Genomic DNA, 20,411 nt, shown 5'->3' with positions numbered 1-20,411 from the left:
AGGTGCTTGAATAGGAAATGGTGGAAGGAAGCAGTTTGTTATCAAATATATCCAAAGAGTTTTAAAGATTCCAATGGAGATGGGATTGGAGATTTACGAGGGGTAATTAATAAACTTGATTATTTAACCGAACTGGGGATAGATGTTATCTGGATTTGCCCTATTTATCAATCCCCCAATGCGGATAATGGCTATGATATCAGTGATTACCAAGCAATCATGAACGAATTTGGAACGATGGACGATTTTGACGAATTACTCGCGGAAGTTCATAAACGGGGTATGAAGCTTATCATGGATCTGGTCGTTAACCATACAAGTGATGAGCACCCGTGGTTTTTAGAATCCAAAACATCAGTAGATTCACCTAAAAGAGATTGGTACATATGGAGTGATGGAAGCCCTAGTGGCCCACCGAATGATTGGGAGAGCATTTTCTCGGGCAGTGCATGGGAATATGATGTGGAAAGTGGGCAATATTATTTGCATGTATTTGCAACAAAACAGCCTGATTTGAATTGGGAGAACAAGGATATGAGAGAGGCCGTGTATAATATGGTCAATTGGTGGTTAGATAAAGGGATTGACGGATTCCGTATTGACGCTATTAGCCATATAAAAAAGAAGGCTGGTTTTCCAAATTCAGCAGGATTAGATGATAACGGGATAAAAGGGTTCAAGATGTATACGGACCAGGATGGGATTCATGATTTCCTTCAAGAATTAAAGATGAAAACATTCTCAAACTATGACGTTATGACGGTGGGAGAAGCAAGTGGGGTAAGCGCCGAAGATGCAGACCCGTGGGTAGAAGAACAAAAAGGTGCATTTGATATGGTGTTTCAATTCGAGCATTTGAGCTTATGGGAAAAAGAAACTGAAGTTGATCTCGACCTTGTATCATTAAAAAGAATCCTGTCAAAATGGCAAACTGTATTACATGGTAAAGGCTGGAATGCGTTATTCATAGAAAATCATGATAAACCACGTATTGTATCAGTGCTAGGAAATCATCAGGAGTATTGGCAAGAAAGTGCTAAGATGCTAGGAACTATGTATTTCTTCATGCAGGGTACCCCTTTTATTTATCAAGGGCAGGAAATTGGCATGACAAATGTAGCTTTTCCTTCTATTAATGATTACGATGATATTAGTATGAAGAATTATTATCAGTTAGAAACCGCTAAAGGAAGAGACCATCTTGATATTATGAAAGTAATATGGAAAAACGGACGTGATAATTCCAGAACGCCAATGCAATGGGATGATTCGTTAAACGGTGGTTTTACATTAGGAATCCCTTGGATGAAGGTGAATCCAAATTACCAGGATATTAATGTCAAGCATCAGCGTCAGGATTCCAATTCGATTCTTTCCTTTTATAAAAAAATGATTCGCTTGCGCAAGCAGTATGATTGTCTTGTTTATGGTGAATATAAGCTTTACCTAGAGGATGATCCTAATGTGTACATGTACTCCAGATTTACAGATGAACAAACCGCTTTAGTAATCTGTAATTTCAGTGAAGATAGTGAAGTTATTACTCTACCGGCTTTCAATGGGTTGACAGGGGAGCTAATCCTTAGTAATTATAATAATCATAGTGAAGAAACAGACGAACAGGGTAATATCTATTTATCACCATATGAATCAAGAGTCTATCTCTTCAAATAGATCGCTGAATAGGAAATGGGGAACAATCGTATGGCGATAACGATAAAAGACGTAGCGAAATTGGCAAATGTGGCACCTTCGACAGTTTCCAGAGTAATTGCCAACAATCCAAGAATAAGCGAGAAGACAAAAAGAAAAGTTAGAGAAGCAATGGAAGAACTCGGCTATCATCCAAATTTTATAGCGAGAAGCTTGGCAAACAAGTCAAGTGAGGTTTTAGGAATCGTTATGCCCAAGTCTGGAGATGGATCTTTTTTAAATCCATTTTTCTCTACGGTTATGAAGGGTTTGAGCCAGGCTGCCCATGAAGACTTGTATGGCTTACATATTACTACAGGGATATCAGATGAGGGAATATTTAATGAAGTTGAAAAAATGGTACATGGCGGCAGAGTGGACGGAGTAATTCTGCTCTACTCCAAAGTTGACGATACCGTATTGAACTATCTATATAAAATAAATTTCCCTTTTGTTGTCATTGGAAAACCACCTATGCATGACAGCAGTATTACGTATGTGGATAACGATAATTTTCAGGCTGGCAAGGATGTAGCCGATTATTTACTTGCGAACGGGCATAAGGATATTGCCTTTATTGGAGGGAGTGCTCATCTGGTCGTCACGATTGAACGGATGAGAGGGTACGAGGAAGCACTGAAGGATGCTGGAATACCTATTTTAAAAGAATATGCGATTCATGAAGATTTCATGCTTGAAGGTGGTAAAGAAGCAGTCAAGCAATTAATGAATCTTGATAAACCTCCTTCAGCATTAATAGTTGCTGATGATTTTATGGCACTTGGGGTACTGAACATGCTTGATGAAATGGATATTAGTGTTCCAGAAGATATCTCAGTAGTAAGCTTTAATAATGTCTTAATTTCGCAATTGTCAAAGCCGGCTCTTTCCTCTGTGGATATCAATATTGAGACATTGGGGTATCAGGCAGTCAAATTACTGATTTCCAAAATAAAGAACCCCCAGGGACCAACGATGCGTATGATTATTCCGCATCAATTCATTATTCGGTCATCTGTTGCAAAAAATGAGGTAAATTTATAAAGAAACGGTGAAGATACCCTAAAGGTGTCTTCACCATTTTTTATTCTTTATCCATTTACGACGCTGCCGCCATTTACATGCAAGGTTTGTCCGGATACATAGGACGAGTCATCACTTGCCAGGTACACATAAGTAGGAGCCAATTCATCAGGCTGCCCAATACGGCCAAGCGGTGTGTTTTGACCCCAGCTTTCTTCAATTTGCTCAGCAGAGAAGGATGCGGGAATTAACGGTGTCCAAATAGGGCCCGGTGCAACGGCATTTACATAGATTCCTTTAGGTGCAACACTATTGGAAAGCGCGCGGGTAAAGGATACGATCGCTCCCTTTGTAGATGAGTAATCAATTAACAATGGATTACCCTGATAGGCTGTTACACTGGAAGAATTGATGATTTTTCCGCCCTTCGGAAGATGTTTCATGGCCGCTTTTGCCATATAAAAATATCCGAATATATTGGTTCGGAATGTGCGTTCCAATTGTTCTGAAGTTATGTCAGTAAATTCTTTTTGAACATGCTGTTCTGCAGCGTTGTTGACAAGAATATCGAGTTTACCGAATGTTTCCACTGTCTTTTCTACAGCATTTATACAAACATCCTCGTATCCAACATCGCCTGTGATTAACAGGCATTTTCGGCCTTCCGCCTCTACAAGCTCTTTTGTTTTTTCGGCATCTTCTTGCTCTCTATCTACATAAAGAATAGCTACATCGGCACCTTCTTTGGCAAAGTAGACTGCAACAGATCGGCCAATTCCGCTGTCACCGCCTGTAATAATAGCCACTTTATCTTTTAATTTCCCACTGCCTTTATAGGAAGAAGTAACGGTAATAGGTTCAGGATCCATTTTATACTGCAATCCTGGTTGTACTTCTTGCTCTTGTCCTGGCGCATTATTAAATCTTTCACTCACAACTGAATACCTCCTATATTTTTCATCTATGTGTATACTTTTCCACTGTTTGGTGAAACAAAACATTTTTCGTCATGATGGGCGCTGGATAAGATTATATAATTAGCGTCAAGTGAGGGTTATAAGCTATATAGAAAGAATATGAAAAAGGGTAACACTATCAAATGAGAGTGTTACCCTGTCTTTTTGTATATGACCTAGAATCGCTAATTACCCATTCACAACAGAGCCGCCATTTACATGAAGAACCTGTCCACTGACATAGCTGGAATCATCACTTGCCAAATAAACGTAAGTTGGGGCTAATTCGGATGGTTGTCCAGCACGTCCAAGCGGAACGTTTTTACCAAATTCAGCTACTTTATCAGCCTCGAATGTAGCGGGAATTAATGGTGTCCAAATTGGACCCGGTGCTACTGCGTTCACTCGGATTCCTTTGCTGGCGATACTATTGGAAAGCGCACGTGTAAAGGATACAATGGCACCTTTCGTTGAAGAATAATCAATCAATTGTGCGTTACCTTGATAGGCTGTTACAGAAGTTGTATTAATAATGGAACTTCCTTTAGATAAGTGAGGAAGAACAGCTTTTGTTAAATAGAATTGTGAAAAGATATTGGTTCTAAATGTTTTTTCTAATTGCTCGTCACTAATATCCAACAGGCTCTCCTGAGGATGCTGTTCAGCTGCGTTATTGACTAAGATATCAATTTTGCCGAATTCACTTTTAACTTTTTCAGCGACTTCGCGGCAAAAAGCACTGTCCCCAATATCTCCAGCTAACAGCATGCATTGTACACCTTCGTTTTCCACTAAATCTTTTGCTTTGTTCGCATCCTCGTGTTCATTTAAATACACAATCGCGACGTTGGCGCCTTCTTTAGCATAATAGTGAGCAACAGATCGGCCAATCCCACTGTCTCCGCCTGTGATAATCGCTACTTTTCCTTTTAATTTACCGCTGCCTTTATAATTTTCATCGACTTCTTTTGGTTCAGGATGCATTTCGTTTGTTACACCAGGTTGAGTATCCTGTTCTTGGGCTGGAAATCCATCTTTACCGATTTTTATATCTTCATTCATTTCACAACATCCTTTCCAATTAATGTTTCCCTATTGTTATTCCTCATTTATGGAAAAAGAAACATGGAAGATGAGAAATATACCATCAATGAACAGGTGTCACTCATTGGTTAATTTTAAAAAAGCTATATCTATGTATGCTTGTCCACACAATGCTTAGAAGAAAATCATAGTGTAAAAAAGGGGAGTATCTCTAATAAAATTGCTTTGTTAAAGGAGAATAAGGATGGGTTGGGACAATAAAAAAGAACTATGCCGCGAATTTTCAAGGATACTTGATGGTGATAGTAGTCTAGATGAAAATGGAGTTTGCCTGGTTCAGAGGTTTCGAGATATTGACTTTGAGATTTTAAATCGTAAAACAATTTCTCCATTGGTTAATCCTCAAATTTTTTCCTTCGAGAATTTAGATAGAAGAGGGAATACATTAAACTTAGGTGAGACTGTTTTGCTGCAAGAAGAAATTAATCCATTATTAACGGAACTACGAAAACGGGATATTATTGTTACTGCAATTCATAATCACTGGTTATTCGAAGAACCTAGGGCAATGTATATGCACTTTGAATCAGTTGAACCACCTTTACAGTTTGCAAGAAAGGTAAGGGAAGCATTTAAGGTTTTAAAAACTAAAATAAGGGGCTGTCCCAAAAGTCGTTAAAGTTGGACTTTTATGGGCTGCCCCTTATCGATAATGAATAAATCTATGTAACTACTAGCGGAAGTTGATAAATTGAACTTCAATAGAAAGATCTGCTTCCCGAATGGCTGCAATAACTTGCTGAAGATCATCCTTGCTTTTTCCGGTCACACGGATTTGATCGTCCTGTATTTGGGATTTTACTTTGTTACCGACATTTTTAACAATTAAATTAATTTTCTTTGCGTTGTCTTTGTCTATACCTTGAACCAATTTAGCACGTTGGCGAACTGTGCCGCCTGAAGCGCCTTCCATTTTTCCGTAATCAAGGTTCTTAACGGGAACGCCCCGTTTAATGAGCTTGCTCATTAAAACATCCTTTAATTGCCCCATTTTGTAATCATCGTCAGAAACAAGCACGAGTTCCTCATTTTCCAGCTTAATATCACTTTTGCTACCTTTAAAATCATAACGTGTTTTTACTTCCTTCATTGCCATCGTTACAGCATTTGTTACCTCTGATAAATCAATTTTTGAAACCACGTCAAATGAGCTTTCTTTAGCCATAGGATCCCTCCGTTTTATTTTTATTATAAAAAAAGCACTATATAAGTTCAATTACAAGTGAAAAAGAGGATTTTTTATTGAAATCCTCTTTATACACAGTTAATATGTTGAAATGGAGATTTTACTTATAAGTGATCAGTCTTTTTTGAAAAAGATTTTTTTCCGGCTTTTCGGTTTTTCTCTTCCTGAATATTTTTAATTTCATGTTTAGCTTGGTTATCTCTGGCTTTTTTATCGTTATCTGAAGTATGATAAGCCATGTGTGTTAGCCCCCTTGCTAATTATTTACTAGGAATATGTCTAGTATGCTGCAAGTGGGGGAAAATATGTATACATCAGAATGTATTTCAGGATAGTTTATTTAAGAAAAATATTGCAATGGTACCTGGACCGGCATGAGCGCCAACAGTTGCACCGACAGATGAAATATATACGGATTTTGGTTGGAAATTTTCTTCAATTAAATGCTTGAATTCCATAGCTTTTTCGATATCATCGCCATGACTGATTCCAATTATTTGTTTATCTAATTGGTCTCCTCGTTCTTTCATGACATCGATGACGGCTTGCATCAGTTTTTTGCGGCCGCGGAATTTATCCAGTGGAACCAGTTTGCCATCTTCAACATTTAGCAGCGGCTTGATATTCAATAACCCGCCGAAAAAAGCAGATGTTTTGGAAATTCGGCCACCACGAGCCAGGTATTCCAAATTGTCTACCGTAAATAAATGTTCCATATGGGAGGCTGAAAACTGTGCTGTTTCTTTCAGTTCTTCGAGACTGGCTCCTTTAGCGGCTTTGCGTACGGCTTCCATGACGACTAAGCCATAGCCTAAAGACGCGCATTTACTGTCGACAATTTCTAATTGAAGATCTGGGTACTCAGCTTTAACTTCGTCTCTCATCATGACAGCTGTTTGATAGGTACCGCTTAATTCGGAAGAAAATGCGACATAAAGTCCGGGTTGTTTATTTTTTGCCAGCTCTTCGAATTTTTCGTAAAAACTTTGTGGAGACACCTGTGATGTTTTTGGTGCTTTTCCTTCGCGCATGGCATCGTAGACTACTTTTGGTTTGATTGTAACTTGATCATCATATTCATTGTCATCAAGATGTACTTTTAATGGAAAAAGAATGATGTTATTATCCTGGAAGTATTCTAATGGCAAATCGCTTGCACTATCAGCCAATATTTGTACACTCATATAGACACCTACTTTTTTAAAATTTACTTAGTTTAATTATAAGTCTATTATCTTTTATAGAAAACAAAAATTGTTCACATATCTATCTATCATGGGGAATTTATTTTCAGTTGTCAACTTAAGGAGGAGCTAAATTTGGTTTGGAATGAAACAAAAAAAATACTGGCTGTTGTGGTTGGAGCTTTATTAAATGCGATCGCAATGAATTATTTCTTGATACCTGCAAACGTGTTTGCGAGTGGGTTCACGGGGACAGCCCAAATTATATCAGCAGCATTGGACATGTTTACGAATATTAATTTATCTACAGGGATTTTATTACTTGCTCTTAATATTCCGATTGCTATTCTTGCTTGGTTTAAGGTTGGAAGGTCTTTCACAGTGTACAGCTTTTTAGCTGTTGTATTAATGTCATTATTCTTAGAAATATTACCTGTACAATCCTATTCAGATGATATTATCCTGAATGCTGTTTTCGGCGGTGTAATTGGAGCGGCCGGTGTGGGAATCACACTTCGATTCGGTGCTTCCACTGGTGGTATGGATATTGTGGCAATGATTCTTTCCAGAATCAATGATAAGCCAATCGGCATTTACTTTTTAATGCTGAATGGAGCTATTGTAGCCATTGCGGGGCTTATGTATTCAGAAGAACAGGCACTTTATACATTAATTTCATTATATGTTTCTACGAGAGTAATTGATGCTATTCACACAAGACATATAAAAGTTACGGCTATGATTGTAACAAGACATGCAGATGAATTGAAGCAGGCGATACATTCCAAGCTGGTACGCGGAATAACGATGATTCCTGCTGTTGGAGCCTTTACGGGCGAAGATAAAAATATGCTAATGATCGTGATAAGCCGTTATGAGCTATATGACCTGCAGAGTGTTATTCAGGAAGTAGACCCACATGCATTTACAAATATCGTTCAATCTACCGGGGTTATCGGTTCTTTCCGGAAAGATTAAAAGAAGAGCACAAGATCTTAGTCTTGTGCTCTTCTTCATTAGTTTGAATGCTTTTCAAGGGAATCCAGTATATCCTGCATGGTATGCAATTGAGCCTGCTCAGCCAGTGTTGAATTCGCAAATGCAGAAGAAAGCTCATTGCGTGCTTTAGTGATTAGTTCCTGTTGATTAGAGCTTTTTATCTGTGCCAATTCCACAGCTTTTTGAGCCCGGCTAAATAATTCATTGCGCATTTACAGTCCTCCACAGGTAGAAGAATCACGATTCTCTTCAGCCTCAGCCATTGTTAAGCGATATGGGAATCGCTCACTATGTTTAGACACAGCCGTCTTACCTTGTTGAACAAAGCGCTTTGATTTATTTCTTTTTCCCATGGAAGTACCTCCCGCATTCAAGGTGTGACTCGAAAGAAAGAGTCATATCTATCATAACCAGACGGAGATTATGTTAGTCACGCAGATTTTATATTAAATTTCTCTTCAAGGAAGACTGCAATTCCATCTTCCTCATTTGATAATGTGATGTGATTAGCAACATTTTTCAGCTGTTCAATACCATTTCCCATGGCTACGCCGGTTCCCACATAATCAAGCATTTCTAGATCATTATCTTCATCGCCAAATGCGATAATATTTTTTCTGGAAATTCCTAAATCTTTTGATACCAAATCAACACCAACCGCTTTGCTCATTCCATTTCTAACAATTTCGATGACATGCCATGGATCTGCCCAGCGTCTGTGATCAATGACTTCAGCGTGGACATCCGAAAGGTGTTTCCTGATTCCGGCGACATCATTTTCATCGGAATGAATAAGCATCGAAGTAGGGGAAGCCTGTAAAAATTGGCGTAGATCACCTGTAGTTATATTCGTGCTGCCGTGATGCAAAACATCAATTAATTTTTCATCATGGTAATGGAAATACACATCATCCTTTACCTCGGCAATAATATTGTGGAAACGGTAATCGTCCATAGCTTCCACAATGTCTTTTGCCACTTTTATATCTAGCGGCGAATGATGCATGCCCCAGCCTGTATGGAGGGGATGGTGAATAAAAGCTCCATTAAAATTCACAATCGGGGTTTTAAATTGCATTTCACGATAATAAGGTTCACTTGATCGGTATGGTCTTCCAGTAGCAATCATCACTTCATGACCATTATTTTGTAATGTTTGCAATACTTTTTTGGTGCGTGGAGAAATGGTTTTATCATCTTTCAATAACGTTCCATCTAAATCAAGTACAATTAAGTGTTTATCTGACATATGGCTCTCCTTCTAAATTAAATTTATTCTAGAATTATAAGTTGAATTAATTCCATTTAGATTCCTATTTTATATATCATAACAAGTATAGCCGTTTAATGGTATCGTTTGGTTTGTAAAAAAATATATAGAGAAGGGGAATAATAATGATACAAGTAGAGAAAGTATATGTTGAACATATTCCGATGCTTATCGTAGGTAAGCAGGATATGAATAATGTACCTCTCCCCGGATTTATTTTTCTTCACGGTTTTACCAGTGCAAAAGAGCATAATCTGCACTATGCGTATCTTCTGGCGGAAAAGGGATTTAGAGTATTTTTGCCTGAAGCATACTTGCACGGTGAACGAGAAGAACGGGAAATGAAGAAGGATTTATCGAGTTCATTTTGGAAAATTGTTATTTCCTCTATAAAAGAATTGCATATGATAAAAAAATATATCACAGAGCATGGATTAGCGATTTATGATTGTATAGGTCTGGGCGGTACATCTATGGGTGCAATCACGACACTAGGAGCCCTAACTCAATATGATTGGATTCGTGTGGGAGTCAGTCTGATGGGAAACCCGGCATATAAAGAGTTTGCGCAGTATCAAGTGGAGGAATTTGAAAAACAGGGGATTGATTTAGGTTTTACGGAGGAAGAAAAATTGAAAGTATTCAGTACTCTTGAAGAACTTGATTTATCCTTGCAGCCTGAAAAATTAAACAATCGTCCCCTTTTCTTCTGGCATGGGGAAAAGGATCCTATTGTACCGATTGCAGGTGGTCGTGCATTTGTAGAAAACCACCAGGAAAAAGTAGAATCTGGCATGATTACTTACATATCTGATAAGACGGCCGGTCACGCTGTTACCAGAAGTGGGTTGCTCCAGGCCGTAAACTGGATAGAAGAGAATCTTGTATAAGGATTTAGATTGGTCAGATTAAGTGAAATTTGGTAGGATTGAAACAAGAATGTTAAGGAAGGAGAATTTACCATGGATCAAGATATGAAAGATAGTCTTATGAGTGCATTGGAAGAAGTTTTGGACCCTGAATTGGGAATTGATATAGTAAACCTAGGCCTAGTCTATAATGTCGATATGACTGACGAAGGCGATGTGACAGTAACGATGACATTAACCGCGATGGGCTGTCCTTTGGCAGGTACCATTGTCGATCAAGTACGTTATGCATTAAAGGAACTGCCTGAAGTGAAAAACGTTGAGGTAGACATTGTTTGGACACCGGCATGGACAAAGGATCGTATGTCCCGTTATGCGAAAATTGCCTTGGGAGTACAATAATAAAGTTTGAATATATTTTGGGAGCTGAGTTTAAGGCTCTCTTTTTTATGGAAAAGAATATCTTTTTTAATATCCAAGCTATTTTTAAAGGAAGTGGCGGAGCTTTATCCAGAGCTGCCGATTGTAAGGATAGGTGGGATAACTCCAGATCATATGAAATCAATAATAGAAGCTGGTGCTGATGGAGTGGCTGTTGTTTCTGCGATTGCTTTAAGTGATCATCCACTTCAAGCGGTCGAATCGTTTAAGCAGCAGCTTGTATGTAAAGAATCATGAAATGAATTAGGGTTTATGGGAAGGATAAAAGTGAAAGAGTGAGAATCTCTTCCGCTATTATTCTTGATAGGAGGCATAACAAACATGCGTGAATATGACCTAGCCCAATTAAATGAAGAACAGGTAAGGCAATTAAATGAGTTCCAAGAAAAACTCAGCGAGCAATTAGGCCAAGATATTATTCTGATTGCTTATCATGATGAGGAGGAAAGCATTTAATTCCTATAAAAAGGCGATCAGCTATACTGGGCTGAATCGTCTTTTTTTCATATTAGAGAAAATGATTAGGTGAATTGATCAATCATACAGGAAGATTATAGATAGATGGTTTACAGTTAATATAGGTATTTATGAATCCTAAAACCATGTACAGAAGAGAAGGATAGAAGAAGGGATAGAGAAGAGTGATAGGGAATATTCGCATATGTACGGAACTTACCGAAAAACATTGGCAGTTGTTAATGGAGGCAGATCCTTCTAGACGGCAAATCGAAAAATATAGCGATACAGGCTATACCTTTGAACTTCCTATTGATAATGATATAGCAGGGATTATTATTGTAACTCCAAAAACAACGGAACGAGTAGAAATTATGAATCTATCCGTAGATGAAAAATGGCGGGGCAGAGGATATGCGAAAGCACTGATTGAATATGCTTGCTCCTTTTCAGCTGCCAAAGGGTATCGCATCGCAGAGATAGGTACTGGAAATTCAAGTATCTATCAACTTGCACTCTATCAAAAGGTTGGCTTTAGAATTATGGGTATCGAACATGATTATTTTAGTAGGAATTATCCTGAGCCAATCTATGAAAATGGTATGCTGTGCCGGGACATGATTCGTTTAGAAAGGAAATTTCAATTAAATAAATAGTAGTTAGTAGCGCCATATAATTTTGGGGAGTGAACTCATATATGTAGTTTATCTACGAAATGAAGAAATACAGGAAAGAACCATTTTTATTTGGAATCGCAGTTTGACTGTTATTCAGATAATCGAACAGCAGAGACGGTCAATTTACGCAAAAAGATTGAAAGGTTTTATATTATTGGATAGGCATTAGAGACTGGGTATATGAATGTGACGGCCAGTCTCCAAAAAAGATGTGTATTATTTAGCCAAAGCCAATATCCTATTAAATTTCTCTTTCCAGCTTTCTGATAAAGCATCGACGGAAAGGATACTTTGGATGGCCTCTCTATTGCTGGAGTCATGATGCATAATTTGATTGGCATATGCAATCGTAATGTTCTGTGGGGCTCGATCGATAATTTCAATGACAGAACCTTTAGTAAGGATACCCTCCTCCAAAACTCGTAAATAATAACCCGAATAGCCACTTGCTCTAATCCAGAAAGGTAATTGGTCTATATTATGCCGAGCGGCAATTTTATAACAGGGTTCCCGTGGTTGGGTAACTTGAAATAGGCAGCCATCTGCTTTAAGAATGTCGCCAATCCTAACCTTATCCTCCGTTAATCCCAATAAAGTTAAATTTTCTCCAAAATCTCCCGCTTTAAATAATTGTCCGATTTTTTCTGACCAGTATGGGTAATGCTCTGAGGGGTATACACATATTGCTTTATCAGGACCTCCGTGATGATTAAGGTCACTTTGTTCATCACCTTCTAGGTTGGTCTTTGCAACTTGTATGGGGTAGTGGACTTCATCTTTATAGATAGCAGATTGTACAATTTTACTCTTATAGGGTAGAGATGTAGGTTTTCCAACACGTATTGATTCGATTGTTCCACTGATCAAGCTAATCCCCTCTCTCATCTTTATTTCTTTAATATTAGCAAAAATAAAGACAGTCTATTACGTATAGACATAATTTATTACAAAAATTAGTAATTATGTCATGCCCTTAGGGGAAAATTAAACCTGTCAAACTAATGATAAGGAAATTCCAATAATTGTTTTTCGGTGAAGAGAATGGTAGGATAGCTATGGGAACATGCTAATGTTTAGTAGAGATAGATTGAGATGGGAGAGAATAATATGTTTTCAAATATTGGAGTACCTGGGCTTATTCTTATATTAGTTCTCGCATTAATGATTTTTGGACCATCAAAGCTTCCTGAAATAGGAAGGGCATTTGGGAAAACATTAAAAGAGTTTAAAAATGCTACAAAAGATATAATAGAAGATGATGATGAAGTTAAAAAGAACAATAAGGTCAATATTGAGAAAACGCCAAATCCTTAATGTTTCATAAAAATTTTAAAGTACTATGATAAACCACCCTTTATTTTGCAGACGGGGTGGTTTTTAGTTTGTCTTTATGGTGTGGTGCCAAAAGATACTTTAATGTCTTGAATAAAGGGCAATAAAGATATAGTAAGTAAAAAACCATCCTTTTATATAACTATGTATAAAAGATACTCCATCTTGATTTTGTTTTAAAATGGAGCTTTTATTTTTTGTTAAATGAATAGCTTTTAAAGCAACGAATAAATAAATAATTAGGTCAACCTGGCTGGCAGTGAATAACAGCATTTGTTGAGTATAAAATGTAGGACTGATTATTAAGGGATGGTTGTTTGAAAAATTTCTGGAAAAGTAATCAAGGTCATAATACTACCTTTGACATAGTTTAATGATGATGAAGATATATATTTTGAACTATATAAATTAGGCAGATGACCATTTTTCTGAAAATAAATAAAAATACATTTGATTTTATAAATATACATACTATAATAGATAGATATTACAGAATATACAATCAATGGATGGGGTGGAAACATGAATGTATCTGTTGTAGGGGCTACAGGATATAGTGGAATGGAATTAATACGTTTACTTTCGAGTCATCCAACATTCCATTTAACGGCTGTATATTCATCTTCGAGTGCAGGTAATCGGCTTGATCATGAAAATAGACAGCATTTTGGACTGATCCCCCATGTTTTAAATGAAGTGGATCCAGGGTTAATTGCTAAGCAAAGTGAACTTGTGTTTTTGGCAATGCCCAGTGGCGTATCAAAGGAACTTGTTCCGGAATTGTATAAGAATGGTTTGAAAATTATAGATTTATCCGGAGATCATAGGTTAAAAAACGGAGAATTATATGAAAAGTGGTATGAAGGGTCACCGCCATCAAGCGATCTATTACAAAAGAGTGTTTATGGACTATCTGAATGGAATCGGGCGGCAATCCGTGAGAGCCGTTTGATCGCAAATCCAGGCTGTTACCCGACAGCTGCTTTGTTAGGATTAGCTCCACTTTTATCAAATAAATTAATTGAATCATCTGACATTATTATTGATGCCAAATCAGGTGTTTCAGGGGCGGGTAAAAAGAGTAATGATTCAAAACATTATGCTCATGTAAATGATAACCTATCAATCTATAAAGTACATCAGCATCAACATATACCTGAAATAGAACAACAATTATCAGAATGGGACTCTGAGCTTTCTCCTATTATGTTTACTACTCATCTCATTCCCATGACACGTGGAATTATGGTGACGATGCATGCAAAGGTAAAGCCTGAAGTAACAGCTGAACATATTCATAATGCTTTCCTTACAGCTTATCAAAATGAATTCTTTATTCGTTATAGAGGTGAAAATAGCTTTTCATCGACAAAGGAAGTGTATGGCTCCAATTTTTGCGATATCGGTTTCAGAATGGATGAGAGGACAGGAAGAGTCACCGTGGTTTCTGTAATTGATAATCTCGTCAAAGGAGCAGCAGGCCAGGCGATTCACAACGCAAATATTATGATGGGACTTGAAGAAACAGAAGGTTTACGTTTCTATCCAGTCTATCCTTAAGGAACAAAGGGAGTGGAGATAATCTATGAATGTGCTAATGAATGGGGATATTAAGGCAGTAAGAGGAGGGATTCTTACACCAAAAGGGTATCAGGCAGAAGGAATCCATGCAGGCTTACGCTACGCGCGTAATGATTTAGCTATTTTATATTCAACTGTTCCAGCGAATGCAGCAGCCGTCTATACATTAAACACTTACCAGGCAGCTCCGATCCTTGTTACGAAGGAGAGCTTGAAAATAGAGGGAAAGCTGCAGGCAGTCGTAGTAAATAGTGCATGTGCTAACGCTTGTACCGGAGAACGTGGATTGAAGGATGCCTATCGTATGCGGTCACATGTAGCGGATAAATTACAAATACCTCCGTCCTACGTAGCGGTTGCTTCTACTGGAGTGATTGGAGAATTTTTAGAGATTGATAAGATATGCACTGGAATTGCAAATATTCATCTGACAGACCAGGAAGCGGGAGCCGAACATTTTGAAGAGGCTATTCTGACAACGGATACAAAGACTAAGAGCTGTGCTTTTCAAACTATAATAGATGGGGTTGTCGTTTCAATGGGAGGAGCGGCAAAGGGATCAGGCATGATTCATCCTAACATGGCAACGATGCTTGGATTTATTACAACGGATGCAAATGTGGATCAGGAATCTTTGCAAAGAGCATTAAGAACTGTAACGAATGTTTCATTTAATCAAATAACAGTCGATGGAGATACTTCAACCAATGATATGGTTGTTGTACTGGCAAATGGAATGGCAAATAATCAAATGCTTTCTGAGAAGCATCCGGAATGGAATCGCTTTGTAAATTTATTAAAAGAGGCTTCCGAATCGTTGGCTAAACAAATTGCACGTGATGGTGAGGGTGCGACCAAGCTGGTTGAAGTGGTGGTATCAGGAGCAGAAACAGACCAAGAGGCTCAAGCACTTGCAAAAACCGTTATTGGATCAAATTTAGTGAAAACTGCCGTGTATGGGGCCGATGCCAATTGGGGCAGGATTGTCGGAGCGATGGGGAGAAGCAATATCCCTTTTAATCAGGACCGGGTAAGTATTTTCTTCGGACCCGTGGAGGTTCTTCATTTTGGTGCACCCATTATTTTTGATGAGGAAAAGGCCCGTGATTATTTACTAGGCAATGAAGTCCAAATCAGAATCGAATTGACAGATGGACTGGGCACAGGAACTGCATGGGGATGCGACCTTACGTATGATTATGTAAAAATTAATGCAAGCTATCGAACTTAAGGGGAGATGTTTGGATGAAGCTAATTGTTGTCAAATGCGGGGGAAGCATTATTGATCAATTAACCGATCATTTTTTCAATAGTTTAAGAGAGCTGGAGGATAGAGGATATTCATTTGTATTTGTTCATGGGGGCGGACCAGATATAAATGATATGCTCGCTAAATTTGAAATTCCTGTTCAGTTTGAAAAGGGGTTAAGAAAAACATCTGTCAAGGTCCTTGAGATAGCAGAGCTTGTCCTTGCTGGTAAGACGAATAGGCAGCTTGTTCATAAATTACAATCAAAAGGGTTTCAAACCATCGGAATAAATGGGTCGGACGGATTCATATTGGAAGCAGATTATATTAATAAAGCAGAGCTTGGTGAGGTAGGAATGATTAAAAAGGTAAACAGCCATCTTCTAGAGAGTCTGTTATCGAATGGGGTGTATCCCGTACTCACCCCAATTTCCATGTCAAAAGAAGGACGAAAGCTTAATGTAAATGCAGATTCCGCTGCTGGTGCTGTTGCGGCAGCCCTAAGTGCAGATATGTGCATTTTTATAACGGATGTCGATGGAATAAGGAATGGTACAAAAACTATTGAGCATATAACAGAATCAGAAATCACCCAAATGATTGATCAGGGAACGATATATGGCGGGATGATTCCAAAAGTGCAGGCAGCTTTATCTGCTAAAAAGCAAGGTGCGTCAACAATATTAATTACAAGTGGTGTATCCGGATTCTTTACTGATGATAAATGGCTGGGTACATTCCTTGGAGCTGAGGAGAGGGTGATGTGATGTCTGCGCTATTACCGGTCTACAAAAAATGGGATATCACACCAATAAAAGCGGATGGTTCATGGATTGAAGCAGAGGGCGGAAAGAAATACCTTGATTTTACATCCGGTATTGGTGTGGTTAATCTCGGACATAAAAATGATGAAGTCAAAAAATCTGTTGAGGCACAAATGGAATTGTTCTGGCATACGTCCAATTTGTTTCAGCTTCCCATTCAGGAAGAAGTGGCATTAAAGCTGAACGAGCTTACCGGATTGGATGGTGTTTTCTTTTGCAATAGCGGTGCGGAAGCAAATGAAGCGGCACTAAAGCTGGCCAGAAGAGCAACTGGAAAAACGAAAATCATTACATTTCAACAATCTTTTCATGGCCGTACATTTGGAGCAATGGCTGCTACTGGACAAAGTAGCATCCATGATGGATTTGGTCCATTACTTGAAGGCTTTGTTTATGTACCATTTAATGATATTGATGCAGTCCATAAGGCTATTGATGAAGATGTAGCGGCTATTATGGTAGAGATCATTCAAGGTGAAGGTGGGATTATGCTGATTGATGAGGACTTTCTTAAGGGCCTTCATCAACTTTGCAATGAAAACAATATATTGCTGATTATTGATGAAGTTCAAACGGGAAATGGGAGAACAGGCTATCCTTTTGCTTATTTAAAGTATAAGGGAATCAAACCCGATATTATGACCACAGCTAAGGGTCTTGCTAATGGTCTGCCTATAGGTGCGATGGTAGCCAAAAAAGAGCTGAAAGAATCATTTGGAAAAGGTGTTCATGGTTCTACCTTTGGCGGAAATCCAGTATCATTGGCGGCAAGCAAAGTGGTGTTGAATCAAATAAGCAATCCTCAATTTTTAGTAGAAATCAGGGATAAAGCTGAATGGTTTATTAGTGTACTGAAGATAGCAGCCGAGGATATCCCAGTTATAAAAGAGATCAGGGGAGAGGGTCTGATGATCGGGATTGAATTGAAGGAAGAAGCAGCTCCCTATATTAAACAAATAATTGAACATCAATTATTTGTCTTACCAGCCGGCTCGCATGTGATTCGTTTGCTTCCTCCGTTGACTGTTTCACGAGATGAGCTTTTATTAGCTTTAGCCATTTTAAAGGAAGTATGCAAAACCAATCTAACAATGACGAAGGCCTAAGTTATCTGATGCCCCGTTCGTATAGTCTATAAATTTCAAGTGAGAGGAAAGGCAGATATGAAACTACTGTATGGAACTAAACCAATAATCAGTCAAAAAGATTTTTTATCTATGGAAGCCATTACGGCGCAGCAATTGAATGAATTATTGAATCTCGCAATGGATTTAAAAGAAAGGCTGAATAAAGGATATTTGGATACCCCATTAAATGGAAAAATATTGGGGATGATTTTTGAAAAAAATTCAACAAGGACACGGGTTTCTTTCGAAGCAGGTATGCTTCAGCTAGGGGGGCATGCCATTTTCTTAAGTAAAAATGACACACAGCTTGGCAGAGGTGAACCGATTTCAGACACAGCACAAGTGTTGTCAGAATATGTGGATGCAATCATGATACGTACTACTGGCCATGACAGAGCGGAAACATTGGCAGCAAGCTCCAGTGTACCGGTTATTAACGGATTGACTGATCTTGAGCATCCGTGCCAGGCGTTGGCTGATTTATTAACTATTAGGGAAGAGAAAGGATCTCTTCGTGGAATCAAGCTCGCTTATATCGGGGATGGGAATAATGTTGCCAATTCTTTGATGATGGCTGCTGTTAAATCCGGTATGCATATTGCGATTGCAACGCCGCCTGGTTATGAACCAAATCCTCTTTTGGTCGAGAAAGCTAGGACTGAAGCGATAATCAATGGAGGGAAAATAGAACTGACCCACAATCCAGAGGCTGCTGTTAAGGAAGCTGATGTTATTTATTGTGATGTTTGGACCAGTATGGGCCAAGAAAAAGAGAATGAAAAAAGGCTGGAAGATTTTAAGAAATTTCAGGTAAATGAGCAATTGGTTGCTGGTGCCAAACTCGATTATTTATTTATGCACTGTTTACCAGCACATCGCGGCGAAGAGGTGACATCTTCCGTTATTGATTCATCTAATTCCATTGTCATTAAACAGGCGGGAAATCGTTTACATGCTCAAAAAGCCCTTCTGGTTGATTTAATGGTCAAACCTAACTAATAGTTGAAGCATAATTGGGGATTCTAGAACAAAAGGAGGGATTTTTTTGGGACAGAATCGTCATTTTAAACATGGACAAAAGGCACCAAATAATGGTGAATATATCGAAATAGGGGAGACTGGCAGCAATGTCGTTAACCCAAAGAAGATTAAGCTGAAAGCAGGAGAGTATTTTCCTGAAACAACCAATGATGATCGTCATTGGACATATGTATCAAAAAAGGGCCGCTAATTAGCGGCCCTTTTTTGAAAAATGAATTAATGTCCGGATTCCTGTACCGGATCATTTGGTATTACAGCTGAAACCACTAAAATTAATAGGGTAATGACCACACTAAGAATGGAAGCTGTATTGAAATCGTATTTACCGCCTTCAACCATTGAGCTTGTTACATAAACCACCATATGTGTTAATGCAAATGTCCATATAAATGTCAAAATATATTTCAATTTTCTCACCCCGTTCATCTACAATCCGTTATTATTTTATCATACCATACGTAACACTGGAAACAATTTAAATTATTTAGGTAAAAATGGTTTGTACTTTATTACTTTGGGTTTTATCATAACATAGCCCAAAATGTAATGGATTATGAATACAAGTTAAAAAAGAATGGCGATTCTAAGCAATCAGAGAGATAAATAGCCCGGACAAATTGATTTATAATGACATACATTAACATGGACTAAGGTTATTTGAGGGGTAAGCTATGATAAATCACAAAACATTTCAACTGAATAAAGAATGGACAACCATTTTTTACCCGGAACAACCGAGTGGCTTTGCCATTATGTTACTCGGTGGAGATAAGCATTATATAAATGAAAAGGCTAATTTTTGGCTGGATCATCCCGGCAAAAAACAGATGATAGAGTATCTATTGAAGAGAGGGTATACGGTTTTTAGCTCTTATTTATCCGGTGCGCATTGGGGCAATGCTGAAGCTGCAGATTTAGCTACAGAAATGTATGCATTTTTTATCCGTAAGGAGATTGTTAACGAAAGAATTCATATCATTGCGGAGGGAACTGGCGCGTTAGTGTTAGATACAATTTGTCATAAATTAAAAGAAAAAGTACGATCTGTTGTATTACTAAATCCCATATTATCCGTAAAACAGAGCTATGAAAAAGAAGAAATAAATAAATTTTTCTTTAAGAAAATGAAGAAAGAATTGTACCAAGCCTACCATTTGGATGATCATACATTTAAAGAATGGATTGAGAAGAAGTCGGATATGACATTAGGCAAAGATATGCCTGTCTTAATCGTACATGTTCTCGATAAGCTGGAAAGCAACCTGCCGATTAAATATAACTCATTCATAGACAACCATCCTTTATCAGAAATTAAGTATATTACACCGGAAAAAAGATATATTATTCCTTATCAAATCAATTCCTTTTTTAAAAACCATGAAAAAGATTTATAAATCTGA

27 protein-coding genes are annotated in these 20,411 nt (G+C 38.0%); 17 read left to right on the top strand and 10 right to left on the bottom strand.

Annotated elements, in window-relative coordinates; all coding sequences use genetic code 11:
- Window positions 1-6 precede the first annotated feature (6 nt).
- Window positions 7-1,674, top strand: coding sequence for a glycoside hydrolase family 13 protein (locus AC4D4B_RS02510; protein WP_490995468.1), 1,668 nt, complete (start codon window positions 7-9; stop codon window positions 1,672-1,674).
- A gap of 30 nt (window positions 1,675-1,704) precedes the next feature.
- Entirely contained in the window at window positions 1,705-2,736 is a 1,032-nt protein-coding gene (locus AC4D4B_RS02505) for a LacI family DNA-binding transcriptional regulator (RefSeq protein WP_490999089.1), read from the top strand.
- 47 nt (window positions 2,737-2,783) lie between these two features.
- Here the strand turns inward: AC4D4B_RS02505 and AC4D4B_RS02500 are convergent, their stop codons facing one another.
- Together AC4D4B_RS02500 and AC4D4B_RS02495 are read right to left on the bottom strand one after the other, a co-directional pair.
- A complete protein-coding gene (locus tag AC4D4B_RS02500) occupies window positions 2,784-3,650 on the bottom strand; it encodes an SDR family oxidoreductase (RefSeq protein WP_490995466.1) in 867 nt (288 codons plus the stop codon).
- Window positions 3,651-3,860: 210 nt separating this feature from the next.
- Window positions 3,861-4,733 carry an SDR family oxidoreductase gene (locus AC4D4B_RS02495; protein ID WP_490995465.1) on the bottom strand — a complete coding sequence of 291 codons (873 nt, stop codon included), beginning with the start codon at window positions 4,731-4,733 and terminating at the stop codon, window positions 3,861-3,863.
- A gap of 226 nt (window positions 4,734-4,959) precedes the next feature.
- Here AC4D4B_RS02495 and AC4D4B_RS02490 point away from each other — a divergent pair, with 226 nt between their 5' ends.
- Entirely contained in the window at window positions 4,960-5,394 is a 435-nt protein-coding gene (locus tag AC4D4B_RS02490) for a DUF1259 domain-containing protein (RefSeq protein WP_490999088.1), read from the top strand.
- Window positions 5,395-5,448: 54 nt separating this feature from the next.
- Here the strand turns inward: AC4D4B_RS02490 and AC4D4B_RS02485 are convergent, their stop codons facing one another.
- From AC4D4B_RS02485 to AC4D4B_RS02475, 3 genes are all read right to left on the bottom strand, one after another.
- Window positions 5,449-5,940 (bottom strand): YajQ family cyclic di-GMP-binding protein, encoded by a 492-nt coding sequence (locus tag AC4D4B_RS02485; RefSeq protein WP_490995464.1) that lies wholly within the window; start codon window positions 5,938-5,940, stop codon window positions 5,449-5,451.
- Between the two features lie 125 nt (window positions 5,941-6,065).
- The gene (locus AC4D4B_RS02480; RefSeq protein WP_490995463.1) at window positions 6,066-6,200 is read right to left on the bottom strand and encodes a DUF3941 domain-containing protein; all 135 of its coding nucleotides are present in this window, start codon (window positions 6,198-6,200) and stop codon (window positions 6,066-6,068) included.
- An 87-nt stretch (window positions 6,201-6,287) separates the two neighbouring features.
- Window positions 6,288-7,145, bottom strand: coding sequence for a DegV family protein (locus tag AC4D4B_RS02475; RefSeq protein WP_490999087.1), 858 nt, complete (start codon window positions 7,143-7,145; stop codon window positions 6,288-6,290).
- Between the two features lie 135 nt (window positions 7,146-7,280).
- On the opposite strand from AC4D4B_RS02475, the gene AC4D4B_RS02470 reads away from it, so the two are divergent.
- Window positions 7,281-8,123 (top strand): YitT family protein, encoded by an 843-nt coding sequence (locus AC4D4B_RS02470; RefSeq protein ID WP_066101567.1) that lies wholly within the window; start codon window positions 7,281-7,283, stop codon window positions 8,121-8,123.
- 38 nt (window positions 8,124-8,161) lie between these two features.
- Here AC4D4B_RS02470 and AC4D4B_RS02465 read toward each other — a convergent pair whose 3' ends face one another.
- The 3 genes from AC4D4B_RS02465 to AC4D4B_RS02455 form a co-directional block, all read right to left on the bottom strand.
- The gene (locus AC4D4B_RS02465; RefSeq protein WP_490995462.1) at window positions 8,162-8,356 is read right to left on the bottom strand and encodes a DUF3813 domain-containing protein; all 195 of its coding nucleotides are present in this window, start codon (window positions 8,354-8,356) and stop codon (window positions 8,162-8,164) included.
- Window positions 8,357-8,497 carry a competence protein gene (locus AC4D4B_RS02460; protein WP_490995461.1) on the bottom strand — a complete coding sequence of 47 codons (141 nt, stop codon included), beginning with the start codon at window positions 8,495-8,497 and terminating at the stop codon, window positions 8,357-8,359.
- Between the two features lie 77 nt (window positions 8,498-8,574).
- On the bottom strand, window positions 8,575-9,393 hold the full coding sequence (locus tag AC4D4B_RS02455) for a Cof-type HAD-IIB family hydrolase (RefSeq protein ID WP_490999086.1): 819 nt from the start codon (window positions 9,391-9,393) through the stop codon (window positions 8,575-8,577).
- A gap of 146 nt (window positions 9,394-9,539) precedes the next feature.
- Between AC4D4B_RS02455 and AC4D4B_RS02450 the strand changes: the two genes are divergently transcribed.
- The 5 genes from AC4D4B_RS02450 to AC4D4B_RS02430 all read left to right on the top strand — a co-directional run bounded on the left by AC4D4B_RS02450 (window position 9,540) and on the right by AC4D4B_RS02430 (window position 11,836).
- The gene (locus tag AC4D4B_RS02450) at window positions 9,540-10,304 is read left to right on the top strand and encodes a prolyl oligopeptidase family serine peptidase (protein WP_490995459.1); all 765 of its coding nucleotides are present in this window, start codon (window positions 9,540-9,542) and stop codon (window positions 10,302-10,304) included.
- A 72-nt stretch (window positions 10,305-10,376) separates the two neighbouring features.
- The gene (locus AC4D4B_RS02445; protein WP_490995458.1) at window positions 10,377-10,685 is read left to right on the top strand and encodes a metal-sulfur cluster assembly factor; all 309 of its coding nucleotides are present in this window, start codon (window positions 10,377-10,379) and stop codon (window positions 10,683-10,685) included.
- Window positions 10,686-10,691: 6 nt separating this feature from the next.
- A complete protein-coding gene (locus AC4D4B_RS02440) occupies window positions 10,692-10,961 on the top strand; it encodes a thiamine phosphate synthase (RefSeq protein ID WP_490995457.1) in 270 nt (89 codons plus the stop codon).
- A gap of 84 nt (window positions 10,962-11,045) precedes the next feature.
- The gene (locus AC4D4B_RS02435; RefSeq protein ID WP_490995456.1) at window positions 11,046-11,180 is read left to right on the top strand and encodes a hypothetical protein; all 135 of its coding nucleotides are present in this window, start codon (window positions 11,046-11,048) and stop codon (window positions 11,178-11,180) included.
- A gap of 185 nt (window positions 11,181-11,365) precedes the next feature.
- Window positions 11,366-11,836 carry a GNAT family N-acetyltransferase gene (locus tag AC4D4B_RS02430; protein ID WP_490999085.1) on the top strand — a complete coding sequence of 157 codons (471 nt, stop codon included), beginning with the start codon at window positions 11,366-11,368 and terminating at the stop codon, window positions 11,834-11,836.
- A gap of 237 nt (window positions 11,837-12,073) precedes the next feature.
- On the opposite strand, the gene AC4D4B_RS02425 is transcribed toward AC4D4B_RS02430, so the two are convergent.
- Window positions 12,074-12,724 carry an MOSC domain-containing protein gene (locus AC4D4B_RS02425; RefSeq protein ID WP_490995454.1) on the bottom strand — a complete coding sequence of 217 codons (651 nt, stop codon included), beginning with the start codon at window positions 12,722-12,724 and terminating at the stop codon, window positions 12,074-12,076.
- Window positions 12,725-12,964: 240 nt separating this feature from the next.
- On the opposite strand from AC4D4B_RS02425, the gene AC4D4B_RS02420 reads away from it, so the two are divergent.
- The 7 genes from AC4D4B_RS02420 to AC4D4B_RS02390 all read left to right on the top strand — a co-directional run bounded on the left by AC4D4B_RS02420 (window position 12,965) and on the right by AC4D4B_RS02390 (window position 19,201).
- Window positions 12,965-13,171, top strand: coding sequence for a twin-arginine translocase TatA/TatE family subunit (locus AC4D4B_RS02420; RefSeq protein WP_066101510.1), 207 nt, complete (start codon window positions 12,965-12,967; stop codon window positions 13,169-13,171).
- Window positions 13,172-13,711: 540 nt separating this feature from the next.
- Entirely contained in the window at window positions 13,712-14,749 is a 1,038-nt protein-coding gene (gene argC, locus AC4D4B_RS02415) for an N-acetyl-gamma-glutamyl-phosphate reductase (protein ID WP_490999084.1), read from the top strand.
- Window positions 14,750-14,774: 25 nt separating this feature from the next.
- A complete protein-coding gene (gene argJ, locus AC4D4B_RS02410) occupies window positions 14,775-16,001 on the top strand; it encodes a bifunctional ornithine acetyltransferase/N-acetylglutamate synthase (protein WP_490995452.1) in 1,227 nt (408 codons plus the stop codon).
- A gap of 14 nt (window positions 16,002-16,015) precedes the next feature.
- The gene (gene argB, locus AC4D4B_RS02405; RefSeq protein ID WP_490999083.1) at window positions 16,016-16,786 is read left to right on the top strand and encodes an acetylglutamate kinase; all 771 of its coding nucleotides are present in this window, start codon (window positions 16,016-16,018) and stop codon (window positions 16,784-16,786) included.
- Window positions 16,786-17,949 carry an acetylornithine transaminase gene (gene argD / locus AC4D4B_RS02400; RefSeq protein ID WP_490999082.1) on the top strand — a complete coding sequence of 388 codons (1,164 nt, stop codon included), beginning with the start codon at window positions 16,786-16,788 and terminating at the stop codon, window positions 17,947-17,949. Before argB ends, argD begins: the two co-directional genes overlap by 1 nt.
- A gap of 57 nt (window positions 17,950-18,006) precedes the next feature.
- Window positions 18,007-18,969 (top strand): ornithine carbamoyltransferase, encoded by a 963-nt coding sequence (gene argF, locus AC4D4B_RS02395; RefSeq protein WP_490995449.1) that lies wholly within the window; start codon window positions 18,007-18,009, stop codon window positions 18,967-18,969.
- Between the two features lie 46 nt (window positions 18,970-19,015).
- A complete protein-coding gene (locus AC4D4B_RS02390; RefSeq protein ID WP_066101493.1) occupies window positions 19,016-19,201 on the top strand; it encodes a YjzC family protein in 186 nt (61 codons plus the stop codon).
- A gap of 26 nt (window positions 19,202-19,227) precedes the next feature.
- On the opposite strand, the gene AC4D4B_RS02385 is transcribed toward AC4D4B_RS02390, so the two are convergent.
- Window positions 19,228-19,419 (bottom strand): YjzD family protein, encoded by a 192-nt coding sequence (locus AC4D4B_RS02385; RefSeq protein WP_490995448.1) that lies wholly within the window; start codon window positions 19,417-19,419, stop codon window positions 19,228-19,230.
- A 263-nt stretch (window positions 19,420-19,682) separates the two neighbouring features.
- Between AC4D4B_RS02385 and AC4D4B_RS02380 the strand changes: the two genes are divergently transcribed.
- Window positions 19,683-20,405, top strand: a complete 723-nt coding sequence (locus AC4D4B_RS02380; protein ID WP_490995447.1) for an alpha/beta fold hydrolase — start codon at window positions 19,683-19,685, stop codon at window positions 20,403-20,405.
- Window positions 20,406-20,411: the final 6 nt, after the last annotated feature.

It is taken from the genome of Pradoshia sp. Z6_59, from assembly GCF_058267515.1.
Note: the sequence above shows the minus strand (reverse complement) of the source record. Positions and strands in the feature narration are given on the sequence as shown.

Bases quoted from the DNA above. Each gene is read 5' to 3' on its own strand.
- argB (WP_490999083.1), top strand. From the start codon at position 16,016: ATGAAGCTAATTGTTGTCAAATGCGGGGGAAGCATTATTGATCAATTA.
- argD (WP_490999082.1), top strand. From the start codon at position 16,786: ATGTCTGCGCTATTACCGGTCTACAAAAAATGGGATATCACACCAATA.
- AC4D4B_RS02445 (WP_490995458.1), top strand. From the start codon at position 10,377: ATGGATCAAGATATGAAAGATAGTCTTATGAGTGCATTGGAAGAAGTT.
- AC4D4B_RS02455 (WP_490999086.1), bottom strand. From the start codon at position 9,393: ATGTCAGATAAACACTTAATTGTACTTGATTTAGATGGAACGTTATTG.
- argC (WP_490999084.1), top strand. From the start codon at position 13,712: ATGAATGTATCTGTTGTAGGGGCTACAGGATATAGTGGAATGGAATTA.
- argF (WP_490995449.1), top strand. From the start codon at position 18,007: ATGAAACTACTGTATGGAACTAAACCAATAATCAGTCAAAAAGATTTT.
- AC4D4B_RS02420 (WP_066101510.1), top strand. From the start codon at position 12,965: ATGTTTTCAAATATTGGAGTACCTGGGCTTATTCTTATATTAGTTCTC.
- AC4D4B_RS02505 (WP_490999089.1), top strand. From the start codon at position 1,705: ATGGCGATAACGATAAAAGACGTAGCGAAATTGGCAAATGTGGCACCT.
- argJ (WP_490995452.1), top strand. From the start codon at position 14,775: ATGAATGTGCTAATGAATGGGGATATTAAGGCAGTAAGAGGAGGGATT.
- AC4D4B_RS02495 (WP_490995465.1), bottom strand. From the start codon at position 4,733: ATGAATGAAGATATAAAAATCGGTAAAGATGGATTTCCAGCCCAAGAA.
- AC4D4B_RS02380 (WP_490995447.1), top strand. From the start codon at position 19,683: ATGATAAATCACAAAACATTTCAACTGAATAAAGAATGGACAACCATT.
- AC4D4B_RS02465 (WP_490995462.1), bottom strand. From the start codon at position 8,356: ATGCGCAATGAATTATTTAGCCGGGCTCAAAAAGCTGTGGAATTGGCA.
- AC4D4B_RS02480 (WP_490995463.1), bottom strand. From the start codon at position 6,200: ATGGCTTATCATACTTCAGATAACGATAAAAAAGCCAGAGATAACCAA.
- AC4D4B_RS02485 (WP_490995464.1), bottom strand. From the start codon at position 5,940: ATGGCTAAAGAAAGCTCATTTGACGTGGTTTCAAAAATTGATTTATCA.
- AC4D4B_RS02475 (WP_490999087.1), bottom strand. From the start codon at position 7,145: ATGAGTGTACAAATATTGGCTGATAGTGCAAGCGATTTGCCATTAGAA.
- AC4D4B_RS02490 (WP_490999088.1), top strand. From the start codon at position 4,960: ATGGGTTGGGACAATAAAAAAGAACTATGCCGCGAATTTTCAAGGATA.
- AC4D4B_RS02450 (WP_490995459.1), top strand. From the start codon at position 9,540: ATGATACAAGTAGAGAAAGTATATGTTGAACATATTCCGATGCTTATC.
- AC4D4B_RS02435 (WP_490995456.1), top strand. From the start codon at position 11,046: ATGCGTGAATATGACCTAGCCCAATTAAATGAAGAACAGGTAAGGCAA.
- AC4D4B_RS02460 (WP_490995461.1), bottom strand. From the start codon at position 8,497: ATGGGAAAAAGAAATAAATCAAAGCGCTTTGTTCAACAAGGTAAGACG.